Consider the following 16849-nt stretch of genomic DNA (forward strand, 5'->3'; position numbering starts at 1 on the left):
AAAGCAGATTGGTCGCACATCACAGTACTTAGACGGAAGTATTTGGTCGACTAATCAAAAAAGATGCATTCGCAAATAGTTGCAAATGCATCTTTTTATTGTGCTTTAATCTGGTCGATTTGTCTCCACATCCAATAAACATTTAGAAAAAATAGATCGTAAGGTTTGCAGTTCCTCCGCTGTTAGCATACCAAACATATTATTAATGATTTCACTCACTTGTTGACGAGATTCTTTTAATATGTTTTCACCGTCAGCCGTAATGACTAGTTGAGAAGCACGGCGGTCTGTGGCATGCTGTGTTTTTTCAATAAAGCCACCATTTATCAGCTTGGTTGTTAAAACGGTGACACCACCAGTAGTTACTTTTAACCGCTCAGCAATAGCAGAAGGGCGTTTTGGGCCCTCCTGCGATAAGTAGTCTAAAATTAAAATATGGGATTTTGAAAAGCCGAGTACATTATGATTATTCCACTCGTTTGCCCACTTACGCTCAATAGATGAAACGACTTCAAACAACGAGGTAATGGCTTTTTGTTTTTCTTGGTCCATAGAAGGTCATCTCCAAAACTGTTTTAACTTTCTTGTGCCAATCTTGTCATCGCATTTAATTCGTAAGCACGTACTTTACGTGGGATAAAACGACGGATGTCCATCTCATTGTAACCAACTTGAATACGTTTTTCATCTATTATAATAGGACTACGCAACATTCTTGGATGTGCCTGAATAATAGCAAATAGCTCTTGAATAGAAAGTTGGTCGATGTCGATATTTAAATTTTTAAAGTCATTTGAGTTTGTTGCAATGATTTCATCCGTGCCATCTTCAGTCATACTTAAAATTTCTTTGAATTCTGCAAGTGTAAGTGGGTGAGATGTAATACGTTTTTCTTTATATTCTATGTTGTGATCTTTTAACCATTTAAGTGCTTTTCTGGATGAAGAACAGCTCGCTTGTGAGTAAATTGTAACTGTCATTCTTCATTCCTCGCTTTCTTTTTTAGATTATATTTTACAAATAGCTTATTAGTAAGTTAATAGTTTATATATATATCTTACTAGTAAGCTATATATAAATCAATAGTTAATTGAAAAAATTTCTCAATCGAATTATTATTTTTTCAGTTATATTAAAATATACGAAGATAAGCGTAAAAAGTTTCGTTTATTCAGCTTACAATGATGTAAGTTTATGTTAGCTCTATAGAAAATGTCTTTTTAAGCTATAAAATCGATGTTGAATGAATAGAGACTACTAGAATTCTATGTTGTCTCGTAGGGGAGAGTTAGTTGGAAGTAGGAGTAAAATTGTTAGTCCACTGATTATAGTATGTTTAAATGAGGCTATTTATACATAGAAGTTAAAAAAATTTAAAAGAGCAGCCCCATAACATGTTGGAGCTGCCCTTGAAATAATTAGTCTTGGCCTTGTTGTCCAGAAGTAAACCAATCTTGAACATTCCAGACTTTTGTTACGAGTCCTTCATAGAAATCAGGTTCGTGACTTACTAGCACAATGGTACCTTTAAATTCTTTCATGGCACGTTTTAATTCATTTTTTGCATCTACATCTAAATGGTTTGTCGGTTCGTCGAAGAGAAGCCAGTTAGCTTCCTCCATCATTAATTTACATAAACGCACTTTAGCTTGCTCGCCACCAGATAATGAATTAAGCGGACGTGTAATATGGTCAGTTTTTAGGCCTGCTCTTGCTAAAGCTGCACGTACTTGGGCTTGTTCCATAGAAGGGAATGCATTCCAAACATCATCAATAGGCGTGATTTTCTCAGCTTTTACTTCCTGTTCAAAATAGGAAGGATATAGGTAGTCACCACGGACTACTTTCCCACCAAGCGCATTAATTTTACCTAACATTGTTTTTAATAATGTAGATTTACCAACACCATTCATACCGACTAAAGCAATTTTTTCACCTCGTTCAATCGCAAAAGAAAGTGGAGGAAGTAATGGCTTTTCTTTATCGTAACCAATCACTAAGTTCTCAGCCTCTACAACATAGCGGCTAGATGAACGGGCTTCTTTAAAACCGAATTCTGGTTTTACAGCTGTTTCTGGGCGATCAATTCGCTCTAAACGATCAAGTTGCTTAGCGCGTGATTTTGCACGACCAGTAGTGGAGTAACGAGCCTTGTTTTTGGCTATAAAATCTTCTTGCTTCTTGATGAACTCCTGTTGCTTTTCATAGGCTTCAATATGCTGACGTTTATTGATTTCAGCAAGTTCAAGGAATTTTTCGTATGTTGCAGTATAACGAGTTAATTTAGAAAATTCCAATTGGAAGATGACATCCACTGTTTCGTTCATAAATTCTGTATCATGTGAGATTAGAAGGAAAGCATATGGATAATTCTTTAAATAAATTTTCAACCAAGTAATATGTTCCTCATCAAGATAGTTCGTCGGCTCATCTAATAAAAGTACTTTTGGTTTTTCTAATAAAAGCTTAGCGAGGAGTACCTTTGTACGTTGTCCACCAGAAAGGGCAGCTACATCACGCTCTAAGCCAATGGCATCAAGTCCAAGTCCACGTGCCACCTCTTCAATTTTCATATCTAATGAATAAAAATCTCCTGCATCTAATGCATCTTGTACTTCTGCCATTTGTTCTAAAAGTACTTCTAATTCTTCAGGCGTTGCGTCTGCCATCTTGCCTGTAATTTCATTCAGATCTTCTTCTTTTTTATATAATGGTAAAAAGGCATCGCGTAACACTTCACGCATTGTTCTACCAGCCGTTAGTACGGTATGTTGGTCTAGATAACCATAGTGTGTACCAGGCAGCCACTCAACTTTTCCTGTATCGTGGATCGTTTGACCTGTAATAATACCCATTAATGTAGACTTACCGACACCATTAGCCCCTACAAGTCCGATATGATCACCTTCCACTAAGCGAAACGATACATCTTTAAAGAGTGTACGATCACCGAAAGAATGACCTAAATTTTCTACTGTTAATATTGCCATATCTGTTCCTCCAACTATCTTTCTTGTTTACATTTTATAGCTCTGCAAGCTGCTTGTTAAGTTCTGCTAATTGAGCTTCCATATTCGCAAGACGTTGCTCTGCTTTAGCTACCTGATCGTTGTGTCCAGTAGACTCCAACTTTTCTATATCACCTTGTAAATTCATATAGTCCATTTTTAACTCTCTAATTTGGTATTCAATATCACTTTTTGTTGGCATGAAGACTACTCCTTTTGAGAATATTTTTATAGTGAATGCGTGTAAAAGCGATGGAGGTTTTAAGAATCCCCCACCGCTTATTCTTTAAAATCAATCGGGTACTTGTTGAATTTACTTATGTCCCAACTACTGTAAGAGCTGTTGGAGTGAAAAATTCTTATATATTGTATCATAATCATCTTCGAAGTAGCACTAAGTAGAAGCGATATTATGACGATCGTAAGCAAAATCTAAGAGTAAAGCTTGAAGTGTTTCATTATTACCAGCAAGATTGAGTTGTCGCTGTTTTCTCACTGCTCGTTCACTGCGAGCTTCGTGTAAAAGAAATTCCATGACAGCATTTTGGATTTGTGATTGCTTCATTTTACGACCAAGTCCTAGATGGATAAAGCCATTATGCTCACGAGGAAAAGCATGTAAAAGCTCAGCTTCAGTTTGCGCAAGTGTAATGCATGGCACGCCATAAGAGGCAATTTTATAAGGTGTATAGTTAGCATTACAAATAATGACATCTGCTTTAGGTAGTAGTTTGAGGAGTGCATCTTTATCTCGAAGAATAGCAGTATTGCGACGACTAAGTACCATCATTTGCAAGTCATCCGTTGCATGGCGATAGCTGTCGTCAATCATAACTGTAATTTGTAGTGGTATTTGTAACTGAGTTAGGTGTCGAAGTGTTCGATACGTTAAATTATGCTCGTCCCCATCCTCGAAAGCAACAACGATATGAGGCGGATTTTCAGGTGTTTTACTATCAGGTATATTATCGAAATGCTGATATGCATCTGGCAGGGCAAAAACAAAGCTTCCACCAATATAATGCGCTGGTAAATAATCTTTCACTTCTTGATAGAGTGCTAGTAGTACACAATCACAGGCTTGGCCACCTTCACCAAAATCATCAAAATGAATAATTGTTTTGCAGAATGGTCGTAATTCCTCTACTTGCCAGCCTTCAGAATTTCGCCCATCTCTAACAATTAAATCAGGTTGAAGTCCTTTGATTTGCTTAGGTAATTCGTTAAAGTGATCAAATAGAATAGGCGTAACTCCTTCATTCATTAAAATTTGAATTCCGTCATTTGAAGGAGTCTTTACAAAGATAAAAACCTTCTCATTCGAAAGTAGTTTAGCTAATGTTGAAACCCGTTCAAAAGGATACAGCCCTTTATCAATACAGCTTTCAATAATGAAAACAATCGTTTTTTTTGGTTCAATTGCGTGTGTTTCGTTTTGCAAATGTATCCCATCCTTTCCTCTGTCTCTTTAAATTATGGCGAAGAAAGGGCAAGTATGTGTAAAATTTAGGATTTGATCATGATTGTCTCTAGCGGAATCTTCTAAAATAGCTATCTTTAATCAGTTTTAATCATCAAAAAAATGGTCGATATATATAGTAAGGCGAATTGTAGGAATATACATAACAATTGGAAGTTCTTTATCTTGGTTCGAAAAATCCCTCTACAAATGGAGATGATGGGATGCTTTGTTTAACTCCGATGTGTCAAGATAAGCGTAATTGATATACTATCAATAAGTAGAAGGACGGGAGAAAAAATGAGTATGCGTGCAGCGATTGTTGTAGGGGCGACTGGTTTAACCGGCTCCGCTCTAGTTGAACAATTATGTGAAAATGATGAGTATATTTCAGTAACAGTTATTGCACGAAGAAAGCTAACTTATACGCATCCAAAGTTAGAAGTGAAAATTCGTGATTTTGATAGAATAGAAGAAAACGATATAGGATTTGCTCATGAATTGTATTGTTGCTTAGGTACAACCATTAAAAAGGCAGGCTCTCGTGAAATGTTTGAAAAGGTAGATTTTGAATACCCGTTAGCAATTGCCTCTTTAGCAAAAAAACGGGGAATCCCTCATTTTCTTGTGATTACGGCAATGGGAGCTAATGAAAATTCTCCATTTTACTATAATCGAGTTAAAGGTAAACTTGAGCGTGATTTAGAGGAACTAGGTTTACAAAGGCTTTCCATTATTCGCCCATCACTCTTAGTAGGGAACCGTGATGAATTTCGATTAGGAGAAAAGGCAGGAGAAAAATTATTAAAGCTTGCACAGCCTTTATTGATTGGACCTTTAAAACGTTCTAGAGCAATTGAAGCTACACAAGTGGCAAAGGCTATGATTATCATTGCCTTATATGGTAAACAACAGCCAGTCACTATTTATCCTTCAGATGAGTTAGCTACATTAGAGTATCCGGAAATACCACAAGAGGACATTTCAAGAGAGACATTATTTAATTGGGATAAGCTGAATGAAGGCGAGAAAGTTAATCGTGAGGTTGTCATTAATCGAGATAAATATAAGCTTGAGGAAACGGTCATTGATAAGGAAGTCCATTTCCGACAACGTGATCAGGATAATTAATTTTAGGATTAAATTCGTCGTTCCGTCTAAAGACTGAATTTATATCAATTGTCATGACAATCCTTTCCGAGCCACTTTTCATTTGTTACAATATTATTGTAGAAGATGAATGTGGAGGCAAAGTAAAGATGAAAATTTTACTCGTAGATGGCACGATGTTTGGTCGTAAAACTGGTGCTATTTTAGAGCAAGTGGAGCAATATATTAAAGAATTAGATGCTAGTTTCGAGTTAGAAATGATGCATTTTAGTCAATATAAGCATCAAATTGTGGATGGTTCTCCATTAAATGATGATATGAAAAAAATGATTCAACAATTTGAAGAGGCAGACGCTTACATTATTGCAACGCCTATTTTCCAAGCGTCCATTCCAGGTGTTTTGAAAAATGCCTTTGATTTCTTACACCCTAAAACAATGCGCTATAAGCCCGTATCTATTGTTGCAAATGGAGGCACATACCAGCATCACCTTGTAGTCGAAAATCAGCTAAAACCTATTTTAGACTACTTCCGAGCGCTTGTTACGCCAAACTATGTGTATACACATACATCACATTTCGATGCAAATAATACTATTGTAGATGAAGACGTTCATAGTCGTTTACGTGAATTAGCTCGAGTATTTGTTCAATACTGTGAAATGAGCAAGAACTTGCCGAAGGAAACAATTGACCAACATTAAGATAGCCCTTGTACGGTGGTAAGAAATCACTGTGCAGGGGATTTTTCTTTGTAAGTATTGTTTTAGGATGTGATAAAATAAAACTTTAGTGACACAGGAAGGAGGGCTGCTCATGCAGGACATCGCTTTACTAGAAAAACAACGCTGTAATCTTATTTTGACCAATAAGGCGAAGGAAGCGGTAGAGGAATGCTCAGCAAACGAGCATGCCTTTTTTGCGTTACAAAGATCTTTTACTGTCTATATTGAAAAACGAAAAGCAAAAACAGTTGGTGAAACCTTTTTATCCATCTATTTTAATGCGGAGGACAATGAAAAATTAAGCGATATTCTTACTGAGAAAACGGTTATTATGGATTGTGTGCTAAAGGTGGAAGGATTGCTGGCAACCAATATTCGATTTGTCCATATGCGTGGACCTATTAACACAAATCGTCGCTTAGCAGCCGCATTACAATTTGTGACGAAGCCTAATAATGGAGCAGGTATTCCACTTGAGCTTCACACCAAAATAAGACAGCTACCGATTGCAGAGGAACGTACAGAGTATGTAAAAAAACGTATAGCCAGCTGGGAAGGCTATTTAAAAATACAAGAACGAGATGCAACCATTGATGATATTCATACAGAATTTAAACAAAGCTATTTCAATGAAGACTTTACACGCTTAACCATTGTATGTCCCTACATAAAGAGTAAAGAATGGAAAAAGCTAGAGGGGTTAAGTGTTAGCATTCAAGGAATTCGAGGTGAGATAGGACAGGTTATTAAGGCTAATGCAGGAAAGCAAACGGTAGAAATTGATGTAAAGCCTTTTATACAGGATTTGGCTCGCAAGGACCAGCTGAATCTTCGTTCCAAAAAAGCGAGCTTTAGTAATTTTGCAACATTAAGCCAAATTCGACGACTACGTAATGGTTTTACAAAGCTAGAAAAGGGTGAGGCAGTAAACCCTAATTTAGAAACCATACTGTTTGAGCGGCGTCCTGTAGTTCGGGCATCTAAGCTACGCGAAGATATTGAGTTTCATAATAATTTAAATGAATATCAACGACGAGCCGTTTTAGGTGCACTATCTGTTGAGGATTTGTATGTCATTCAGGGTCCACCTGGTACGGGGAAAACAACTGTCATTTCAGAGATTTGTCAGCAAAATGTTAAAGCAGGCTTAAAAACACTTGTTGCCTCACAGTCTAATTTAGCTGTAGATAATGCATTAGGACGCTTACTGTCCAATCAAGAAATTCGAATTTTACGCTATGGTAGAACGGAAAGTATTGAGGAAGAGGGTAAAAAATTCATTGAGGAAAATGTTGCGCTTCAATGGCGTGAGCAGACACTTGCTGCGATTGAAGAAGCAATTACAATATTTCCAGAACGTCAGCAAGAGCTAGAAGCAAACCTTGTAAAAGCAAAAGATGAGCTAGAGAAATTAGAGCAATGGCTAGAGCAATTAACACAGGAAATTGCTGCAAAAGAGCAGGCAGCTATGGAAGAACCCATTTTACAGCAAGAGATTCAAGCATTAAAAAAAGAATTGAAGGCTGCTAAAACAGAGCAACAAACATGTGAGACTCAAAAAGAGCATTATGAAAAACAGCTCGCACAAATTGAGCCAATTGTACAGCAGCTTGAACAGACCCTTGCTGATTACCCTTCAGTCGAGCAACTACAGGGAACGATTCAGGAAACTACTGAAAAAGTGAATCATCTAGAGGCTGCTGCTCAATATAAAGAACTACAAGAACAAAAGCACCAGTTAACACAGCAATTTGAAGAGATACAGCAGAAATATGAAATCGAAAGTAATCGTCTAGTAATCATGAAGGAAGCGCAAAAATATATATACACCTTAACCTCATTTGAGCTTATCCAGCGTTTTTTACAGCATTATCAAATTCGCCCTTCTCATGTACTTTCGCAACAAATTGATCGCTTGCAGCATTTAGAGGATGCGAAAGATTTAGAGGCATGGTCAACGATTAATGCGCGTTTACAAAAAGCAATTGTGAAGCTTGAGGCTTTGGTTACGCATGAAGGCAAGGAGCGTGCCCTTGCTAAAAGTAGACTACAACCGGTACAATCGTTTTCTTTGCAAAACCTTACTGGTGTATTCGCACAATTAAACACGGCTTTTCAAGATGGTCAAGCACCAGCAAGTGATGTTATTGAAAGTTATTTGCTCGGGCTATATATGCGTCGTGATTTTGTTTGGCAAAAGGGTATAGCACTAAAGCAACAGCAAGAGCATAAAGATCAGGAATACGAAACTTTTCGTAAAAATCTTGGAACTTTAATTCATCAGGAATGTGCAATAACTAGCTTTGATGTGCAAAGTTACCAGCGGCAGCTCCAACCATTTATCCAGCATACTGAGCGGTTACAACAATTAGCAAACGCCTTTCAAATTACTGAAGAACCAGAAGAATCTGTAGACTATTTAAAAATTCTTGCCTCACAAGCTAGAGAGTCTCTTCTACAAGCAAAGCAGCAACTGGAGGCAGTGGAACAGGCTAAAGTACAACTCGTTCCTAAACAAGCCTCTTTACAGACTGTCCAAACAAACTTGCAGGAAGTAGAACAGCAGCTAACGCTTATAGAAGAACAAATAAAAGATATTAATATAGCAGGATTGAAGAAAGAAAAGCAACTAGCTACCTATACAAAGCTTTTACAATCTATGCCAGAACGAACGGCTGAAGAGGTGAAGGAAGCTATTCAAACTGCAAAGCAAGCAATCGAAGCATTCCAACATCAGGAAAAACAGCTACCTCTTCACAAAAAACTACAAGAACAATGGCGTGAAAAATTACAAAACGCAACAGAGTATGATTTAGATGAAATTCGAAAATTGTATGTGCGTCATGCGAACGTTATTGGTACAACATGCGTAGCTTCTGCCAGTAAGGAGTTTATGGAAAATTATCCGACCTTTGATGTGGTTATTATTGATGAAGTTTCAAAGGCAACACCACCAGAATTGCTCTTACCAATGCTAAAGGGGAAGAAAGTAATTTTAGTAGGTGATCATCATCAGCTACCACCATTACTTGGGGATGATACGCTGGAGGAAACATTAAAGGCAATGCTAGAAGAAAATCCAAACTTTGAAGGCGCACAGGAATTAAAAAATCTGTTGCGTGAATCATTATTTGAGCGTTTATTTAATAATTTGCCACCAACACATAAGCAAATGCTAGCATTGCAATACCGCATGCATGAGAAAATCATGCAAAGTATCACACCGTTTTATGCGGAAGAAGAAAATGGCTTGCAATGTGGCTTACCAGATTCAGATGCAGCAAGAGATCATGGCTTAGAAGGGCAGTTTATAAAACGTGATGACCATTTACTGTGGATTGATATTCCAACAGAAAAACCTTATTTAGAGGAGCAAGTAAAAGGGGGAACGAGTCGTTTTAATGAAGGAGAATTGCTCACAATTAGACGTATTTTACTAGATCTCAATGAAGCTGTGAAGGCAGCAAAAGAAGCAGGGCGTATGCCGCAGGATGCTCAAAAAAGCGTTGGTGTCATCAGTTTCTACGGTGAGCAGGTAAAGAAAATTAATCGTCTTCTTCAGCAAGAATTACAGCTACCACATCTGCAATTTAGAACAGGGACTGTTGATAAATTCCAAGGGATGGAAATGGATGTCATTTTAGTGAGCATGGTTCGTAATACACCTAAAGGCGGGGATATTGGCTTTGCCAGAGATTATCGTCGATTAAATGTCGCGCTATCTCGTGCCCGTGAGTTACTACTGCTTGTTGGAAGTGCAGAAATGTTTGCAAAACGTGCAAAACATCAAGAGACAAGAGAGATGTATGCGAATTTGTTAAAAACAGTAAAATCCTACGATGGCTTGCGTAATCATGAAGGATTGGTGATGTAGATTGTCAAAATTACAACAACGACTAATGCGTGAGCTTCAGCAGAATCGTAATATTAAAATTGTCAAAACGGCTGAATGGTGTATTCCCATTCGAACAGTTGATGTGACCTATGAGCCTGTTCGTCGTTCAACAATGGATGTCTTAATGACAATGCTTCTGCTTAGTATCCAAGAGGCGGATTTTAGCAACGCACAGGAATTGAGCGAGTTATTGCTTGTAGACCCGTTATTTATTGAAGACTTGGTTTCTTTAATGATTCGAGTAAACCTTGTGAGGAATGAAGATGATTTCTATAGGCTAACTGAAAAAGGTCAGAGGCAGCTAGAACGAGGTATTTTTGAAGAAGAACTAGAGGAAGAAACCTCCACGCTTTACTTTAGTCCTTGCCATCAATCGTTTCTCACTATTGATACAAGTAATGATGAATATGATGAATTGCCAGAGCTTTATCGTTATATTGACAAAGAGGCAGAACAACAGGAACAATTTGAGGAGTCCATGGTGATTGCAGCTTTACAGGAAGCGGATGAAGAAGAGGAAGGTAGCTCTCAGAAAGTCATCGCAAAAATTGTTCAAACAGAGGCGCAACAAATTAATGATAGCCCATGTTTAGAGTTTGTTCTTTATGATAAGGAACAGGATATCGTATTTGTACGAGTATGGAATACATTACTCAATCAATGGGATCATCATTTAGAGCAACAGCTTACAGAAGAAGAACAATTAACATGGCGTGAGCAATATTTATCTTGATTCAATAGGATTTCAATTGCTAAAAAAACGAACGTAAATCGCGTTCGTTTTTTTGTTTTACATTATAAATTTACAAAGTTAGGTGATAATCGAAAAATTTTTTCGATAAAATACTGCATTAGCATAAATTAAACCATTGCTAAGGAGGGGACAGATGTTAACGATTAGTTTATGTATGATTGTTAGAAATGCACAATGTACGATTGAAAGATGCTTAGATTCTGTTCAGCACCTCGTGGATGAGATTAATATTATTGATACTGGCTCAACTGATCGTACAAAAGAGATTGTACAAAATTTTACCTCTCGAATTTATGACTTTTCCTGGTGTAATCATTTTGCCAAAGCACGAAATTTTTCCTTTCAGCAGGCAACAAAAGACTATATTTTATGGCTTGATGCAGATGATGTTATGACAAAGGAAAATCAGCACAAATTCAGCCAGCTAAAGCAAACGTTATTTCCTTCTATTGATGCTGTAACAATGGATTATTATTTGACGCTTGATTGTGATGGGGAAGTGGAGTGTAGTGAACGAAAGTTTCGTTTAGTAAAAAGGGCGAATCATTTTCAATGGGAGGGTGCTGTTCATGAGAATTTAAGGGTGTCAGGGCAGCTCTATCATAGTGATATCGCTGTCACACATTTACCGTTAACGAAAGATATTCATCGCAATATAAATATTTATGAGGCATTAGTAAAGAATGGACATTCTCTTTCAGCAATTGAGACATTTCATTATGCGAATGAACTAAAATTACATCACCGTTATCTAGAAGCTATTAATCAATACAATCTATTTTTGGATAGCAACTTAGGCACTACAGATAATCGCATTGAGGCTTGTTTACAAGTAGGGGAATGCTATCGATGTTTACATGATGATCAACAAGCACAGCAAGCTGTTTTGCAATCTTTCCTATATGATCGACCAAAGCCAGAAGCATGTTGCCGAATGGGCCAATTTTTTATGGAGCAATTAAAACATAAAGAGGCTATTTACTGGTACTCTCAAGCCTTGCAACAAGCTCCTGCCGATACAATGACTATCCAAAAGCATGCTTATTCAACATGGATTCCTCATTTACAATTAAGCCTTTTATACAGGGGGTTACGGTTATTTGAAAATGCCTATCAGCATAATCTAGAGGCACAAAAATGGAAACCGAATCATCAGGAAATAATCAATAATGGGAAATATTTACTTAGTCAATTAAAGATATAAATCTTTCTTATGGAAAAGGTACATCAATAAACAAGACATAAATAGCTTGGCCAATTAACACAGAGACACCTACAACAACCGTCATAAAAATTACATTACGTGGCCTAAAATCTTTTGCTTCCATTAAAAACCTCCCTCGATATAGAATATTCAGTCAATTCAAGATATGTTTAGAAGGGATGAGTATGCATAATAAAAGAGCAAATTCACATATAGAGTGAATTTGCTCTTTTTAATTAATCGAACTTTAACCCCTTCAATGCTTCAGCAAGTGCATTGTTCACAGGCTCCTCGTTGTTTTGCTGCTTTAAGTACTTTTGTACGGAGCGCTTGTCGACCTTGCCTCCGCCTTCTTTTTTGCGTCTTGCTTCAAAGGCTGATAATTTTTCGCGATAGCCACATTTACAAACGAAAATTTGACCATCGCCTTCTCCACGAAGCTCTAATTTTTTATGACATTGTGGACAACGTGCATTTGTGGTACGTGAGACATTTTTACGATGACCACATTCGCGATCTTGACAGACAAGCATTTTTCCTTTCTTGCCATTCACTTCAAGCATCGGTTTACCGCAATCAGGACAGGATTTGGTAGAGATATTATCATGCTTATACTTTTTGTCACTACCCTTAATCTCTGTAACAATTTCCTTTGTGTAATTTTTCATCTCGCTAATAAATACATCTTTTTTTAGCTTACCCTTTGCAATAAGCTCAAGCTTTTGCTCCCATTCTGCTGTCAGGGCAGGGGATTTCAATTCCTCTGGCACTAGGTCGAGTAGTTGACGACCTTTAGAGGTAATGTAAATATCTTTGCCACCACGCTTTTCTATTAAGAAGGAATTGAAAAGCTTTTCAATAATATCTGCACGTGTTGCGACTGTGCCAAGACCACCCGTAGATTTTAATGTGTCGGCTAATTTTTTATTATTCGTTGCCATGTATTTTGTTGGGTTTTCCATGGCTGATAAAAGTGTAGCTTCGTTAAATCGAGCAGGTGGCTTTGTTTGACCAGAAGTTTGGGCAAGAAGCTTTACTTTTAACATATCGCCCTTCTCAATGCGTGGTAGTATTTGTTCCTTTACGTCATCTGCTGTGTCCTCATCATCAAAGCGATGCTCATAAACTTCCTTCCAGCCAGATGATAAAATCGTTTTTCCACGAGCAATAAAGCTTTCATCGCCAATTTTTGCACGAAGTGTTAGTTGCTCATATTCAAAAGCAGGGAGTAGAACAGCTAGGAAACGCTTTACAACAAGATCATAAATTTTACGTTCCTTATCTGTGAAAGCTGAATAATTTACATAGCCCTCTGTTGGAATAATTGCATGATGATCTGATACTTTACTATCGTCGACAAAGGCCTTTGTTGGCTTGAATGGTTTAGTAAGCAGTTTATTGGCGATGGAGCGATATTCACCAATACCACAGGCCTTTAAGCGTTCTGGTAGTGTGGCAACGATATCCTGTGAAATAAAGCGAGAATCCGTACGTGGATAAGTTAACACTTTATGTTGCTCATAGAGTTTTTGCATGAGATTCAATGTTTCTTTCGCTGAGTAGCCGAAGATTTTATTGGCATCCCGCTGCAATTCAGTTAAATCATAAAGTCCAGGTGCAAATGATTTTTTAGGTTTCTTTTCAATGTCCGCAACAATAGCATTGCTATTTCCTATTTTTTTCACCAGTGTATCGATTTTATCTTTATCAAAGCTACGACTATTACCATTTTGGTCTTGCCATGTGAGCTTTAAGTTGTCAGTTGTTTGCGCTTCAATACCATAATAAGTTTGTGCCTTAAAGTTTTTAATTTCATCTTCACGTGCAGCAATTATTGCTACTGTTGGTGTTTGTACACGTCCGCAATTCAACTGTGCGTTAAAGCGGGTAGTTAGAGCACGAGTAGCATTAAGCCCGATATACCAATCTGCCTCTGAGCGAGCTACAGCAGAGGCATATAGATTATCATATGCATTACCTGGCTTTAGATTGGCAAACCCATCTTTAATTGCCTTATCTGTAACAGAGGAAATCCATAAGCGTTTCAAAGGCTTTTTAATTTTCACTTTATCCAGTATCCAGCGTGCTACTAATTCACCTTCACGTCCAGCATCTGTAGCAATGATAATTTCATTAACATCATTACGTGAAAGCTGACTTTTGACTGCATTAAATTGCTTTCCAGTTTGCTTTATAACCGTTAATTTTAAACGTTCTGGTAGCATGGGTAGATCTTCTAGATTCCATGTTTTATATTTCACATCATAGCTTTCAGGGTCAGCCAGAGTTACAAGATGTCCAAGCGCCCAAGTAACAATATATTTATCTCCCTCAAGGAAACCATTTCCTTTTTTATTACACTTCAGTACACGTGCGATATCACGTGCTACAGAAGGTTTTTCAGCAATTACTACGCTCTTTGCCATTGTTAACACCCTTTCATAGTTCCATGGTTTTAAATATAGCATAGGTTGAGTGGGTTCGCAGTTTTACTGCAATGTAAAATGCATTTAGTAAACAAAGAAAAGAAAGGGAAGAAAATTTGTCATGAAAAGCAAAGAAGCTTCATATGGTGTATATGTGATTTTAGCTTTTTAATTTCTGTTCTATGTAAAATTTTTGCTCGTAATTTTGCGAAAAATCTATTTTGTTGCTAGACACCAAATTTTGAGAATGCTATATTTATGTTGTCATAGTATTTTTATAATTAGGAAAAAATAGAATACTTTATGGGTTTGAATGATTTTTCCTGATTATAAGGAGTGATGAAGTATAGAGCTAGATGAAGGATGATAGGGCCTATGGTAAAGAAAACGTTAAAACAAAGAATTGTAGACGCTTCAGTTGAATTGTTTCAACAAGATGGTTATCACAATGTAACAGTGGATCGTATTGTGGAATACATTGGGGCATCAAAGGGTGGATTTTATCATAATTTTAAATCAAAAGATGAACTGTTGTATGAAATTCATGATGTCTTTATTTCATATGTCATTCAACAATCGCAAGCTGCATATGACAAATTCGATACACCCATCACACGTTTGTGTGCCATGCTGCAAACACTGACACAAGTATTTGATATGTATCAAGCACATATTACGATTTTTTATGAAGAAAGTCGTTCACTCTCAGATGAATATAGTGACATCATCCATAAAAAGCGAGATCACTATCGTGATATTTTACAAAGAGTGATAGCAGAGGGTCAGGAAGCAAAGGTTTTTCGTACCGAATTACCTTGTACAATTGTGACCATGGCAATTGTCGGGATGATTAACTGGACATACAAATGGTTTAAGCAATCAGGACCATTAACGATGGAGCAAATCACAGATGTTTTTACCGATATGGTATTACGGGCAATTGTGACAGAACAAGCCATGGAAGAAGCGAAGCAATTTATAATAAAGGGGTAGCCAGTAGGAAACACTGGTTTTATTATTTGTTTTTACAAACCGACTAGTCGGTATTAACTGTAAGCAATTGTTCTTAAGCTACATTACTATGGCAAATTCGACATTAGGGGGATTAGGGATGAATTTTGAATTAACAAAAGAGCAAGAGATGATTCGAGACATGGTGCGTGATTTTGCTGAGAAGGAGATTAAACCGTATGCTCGTGAGGTTGATGAGACATCAACAATGAGAATAGAGAGCTTTAAGAAGATGGCAGAACTAGGCTTATTGGGTATCCCGTTTCCTGAGGAATATGGTGGATCAGGTGGTGATACGGTGTCCTACGCTTTAGCTGTAGAGGAGATTGGTCGAGCATGTGGGGGCACAGGGTTAAGCTATGCAGCTGCTGTTAGCTTAGGAGCCTCTCCAATTTACAACTTCGGCACAGAGGAACAAAAGCAAGAGTGGCTAGTTCCATTAGCTAAGGGTGAGACATTAGGATCATTCGGTTTAACAGAGCCAAATGCAGGTTCAGATGCAGGGGGCACACGTACTACAGCTGTTATCGATGGTGATGACTACATTATTAACGGAGAGAAATGCTGGATCACCAATGCAGGATATGCTCGACAAATTATTGTAACGGCGGTAACAGGTAAACGTGAAGATGGTAAAAAGATTATTTCTTCTATTATTGTGCCAACAAACACACCAGGCGTAACAATCAACTGTAATTATGACAAAATGGGTGTACGTGGCTCCAATACATGTGAAATTGTGTTAGAAAATGTCCGTGTCCCAAGAACGAATCTATTAGGGGATGAAAAACGTGGCTTTAGCCAGTTTTTAAATACATTGGATGGTGGTCGTATTTCCATCGCTGCTCTTTCTGTTGGAATTGCCCAGGCTGCTTATGAAAAGGCACTAAAATTCGCGAAGGAACGTGAGCAATTTGGTGCACCTATTTCGAAGCTACAGGCGATCCAATTTAAGTTAGCTGATATGGCAATGGAAATAGAGCTTGCTCGTACGTTAGTACATAAAGCAGCATGGTTAAAAGATCAAAAGAAACCATTTGGCAAAGAAGCTGCGATGGCTAAACTATTTGCTTCTGAAATGGGCTTCCGTACATGTAATCAGGCAATCCAAATTCATGGTGGTTCTGGATATATGAAAGAATACGATGTAGAACGTCATTTACGTGATATTAAATTAATGGAAATCGGTGAAGGAACATCTGAAATTCAACGTCTTGTTATTTCTCGTCTAATTGGCTGTTAATCATCATCAGTTAA

The 16849-nt window shown here is 37.5% G+C and carries 13 protein-coding genes; 7 read left to right on the forward strand and 6 right to left on the reverse strand.

The annotated features are described in order from the left end of the window. Positions 1-105: 105 nt before the first annotated feature. From EW028_RS09580 to EW028_RS09600, 5 genes are all read right to left on the reverse strand, one after another. Positions 106-552 carry a MarR family winged helix-turn-helix transcriptional regulator gene (locus EW028_RS09580; protein ID WP_131520710.1) on the reverse strand — a complete coding sequence of 149 codons (447 nt, stop codon included), beginning with the start codon at positions 550-552 and terminating at the stop codon, positions 106-108. Between the two features lie 23 nt (positions 553-575). Next, positions 576-980, reverse strand: coding sequence for a transcriptional regulator Spx (gene spx, locus EW028_RS09585; protein ID WP_004225558.1), 405 nt, complete (start codon positions 978-980; stop codon positions 576-578). A gap of 438 nt (positions 981-1418) precedes the next feature. Continuing rightward, positions 1419-2990 (reverse strand): ABC-F family ATP-binding cassette domain-containing protein, encoded by a 1572-nt coding sequence (locus EW028_RS09590; protein WP_131520711.1) that lies wholly within the window; start codon positions 2988-2990, stop codon positions 1419-1421. A 34-nt stretch (positions 2991-3024) separates the two neighbouring features. Further along, positions 3025-3210, reverse strand: a complete 186-nt coding sequence (locus tag EW028_RS09595) for an SE1832 family protein (protein ID WP_004225556.1) — start codon at positions 3208-3210, stop codon at positions 3025-3027. Between the two features lie 192 nt (positions 3211-3402). Further along, a complete protein-coding gene (locus EW028_RS09600) occupies positions 3403-4449 on the reverse strand; it encodes a PseG/SpsG family protein (RefSeq protein ID WP_054549087.1) in 1047 nt (348 codons plus the stop codon). Positions 4450-4767: 318 nt separating this feature from the next. On the opposite strand from EW028_RS09600, the gene EW028_RS09605 reads away from it, so the two are divergent. The 5 genes from EW028_RS09605 to EW028_RS09625 all read left to right on the forward strand — a co-directional run bounded on the left by EW028_RS09605 (position 4768) and on the right by EW028_RS09625 (position 12155). Beyond that, positions 4768-5598 (forward strand): oxidoreductase, encoded by an 831-nt coding sequence (locus EW028_RS09605; RefSeq protein WP_131520712.1) that lies wholly within the window; start codon positions 4768-4770, stop codon positions 5596-5598. A 128-nt stretch (positions 5599-5726) separates the two neighbouring features. Continuing rightward, a complete protein-coding gene (locus tag EW028_RS09610; protein ID WP_131520713.1) occupies positions 5727-6281 on the forward strand; it encodes an NADPH-dependent FMN reductase in 555 nt (184 codons plus the stop codon). Positions 6282-6393: 112 nt separating this feature from the next. After that, a complete protein-coding gene (locus EW028_RS09615; protein WP_131520714.1) occupies positions 6394-10176 on the forward strand; it encodes a DEAD/DEAH box helicase in 3783 nt (1260 codons plus the stop codon). Between the two features lies 1 nt (position 10177). Beyond that, complete coding sequence (locus tag EW028_RS09620) at positions 10178-10930, forward strand: hypothetical protein (RefSeq protein WP_131520715.1); 753 nt, start codon at positions 10178-10180, stop codon at positions 10928-10930. 154 nt (positions 10931-11084) lie between these two features. Further along, the gene (locus EW028_RS09625; protein WP_131520716.1) at positions 11085-12155 is read left to right on the forward strand and encodes a glycosyltransferase family 2 protein; all 1071 of its coding nucleotides are present in this window, start codon (positions 11085-11087) and stop codon (positions 12153-12155) included. Positions 12156-12391: 236 nt separating this feature from the next. Here EW028_RS09625 and EW028_RS09630 read toward each other — a convergent pair whose 3' ends face one another. After that, a complete protein-coding gene (locus EW028_RS09630) occupies positions 12392-14581 on the reverse strand; it encodes a DNA topoisomerase III (protein WP_131520717.1) in 2190 nt (729 codons plus the stop codon). A gap of 375 nt (positions 14582-14956) precedes the next feature. Between EW028_RS09630 and EW028_RS09635 the strand changes: the two genes are divergently transcribed. Then, entirely contained in the window at positions 14957-15574 is a 618-nt protein-coding gene (locus EW028_RS09635; RefSeq protein WP_131520718.1) for a TetR/AcrR family transcriptional regulator, read from the forward strand. 118 nt (positions 15575-15692) lie between these two features. Next, positions 15693-16835, forward strand: coding sequence for an acyl-CoA dehydrogenase (locus tag EW028_RS09640; protein ID WP_036078132.1), 1143 nt, complete (start codon positions 15693-15695; stop codon positions 16833-16835). The last annotated feature ends 14 nt before the right edge of the window (positions 16836-16849 follow it).

It is taken from the genome of Lysinibacillus sp. OL1, from assembly GCF_004332175.1.
In the GTDB taxonomy this organism is placed as follows: Bacteria; Bacillota; Bacilli; order Bacillales_A; family Planococcaceae; genus Lysinibacillus; species Lysinibacillus capsici.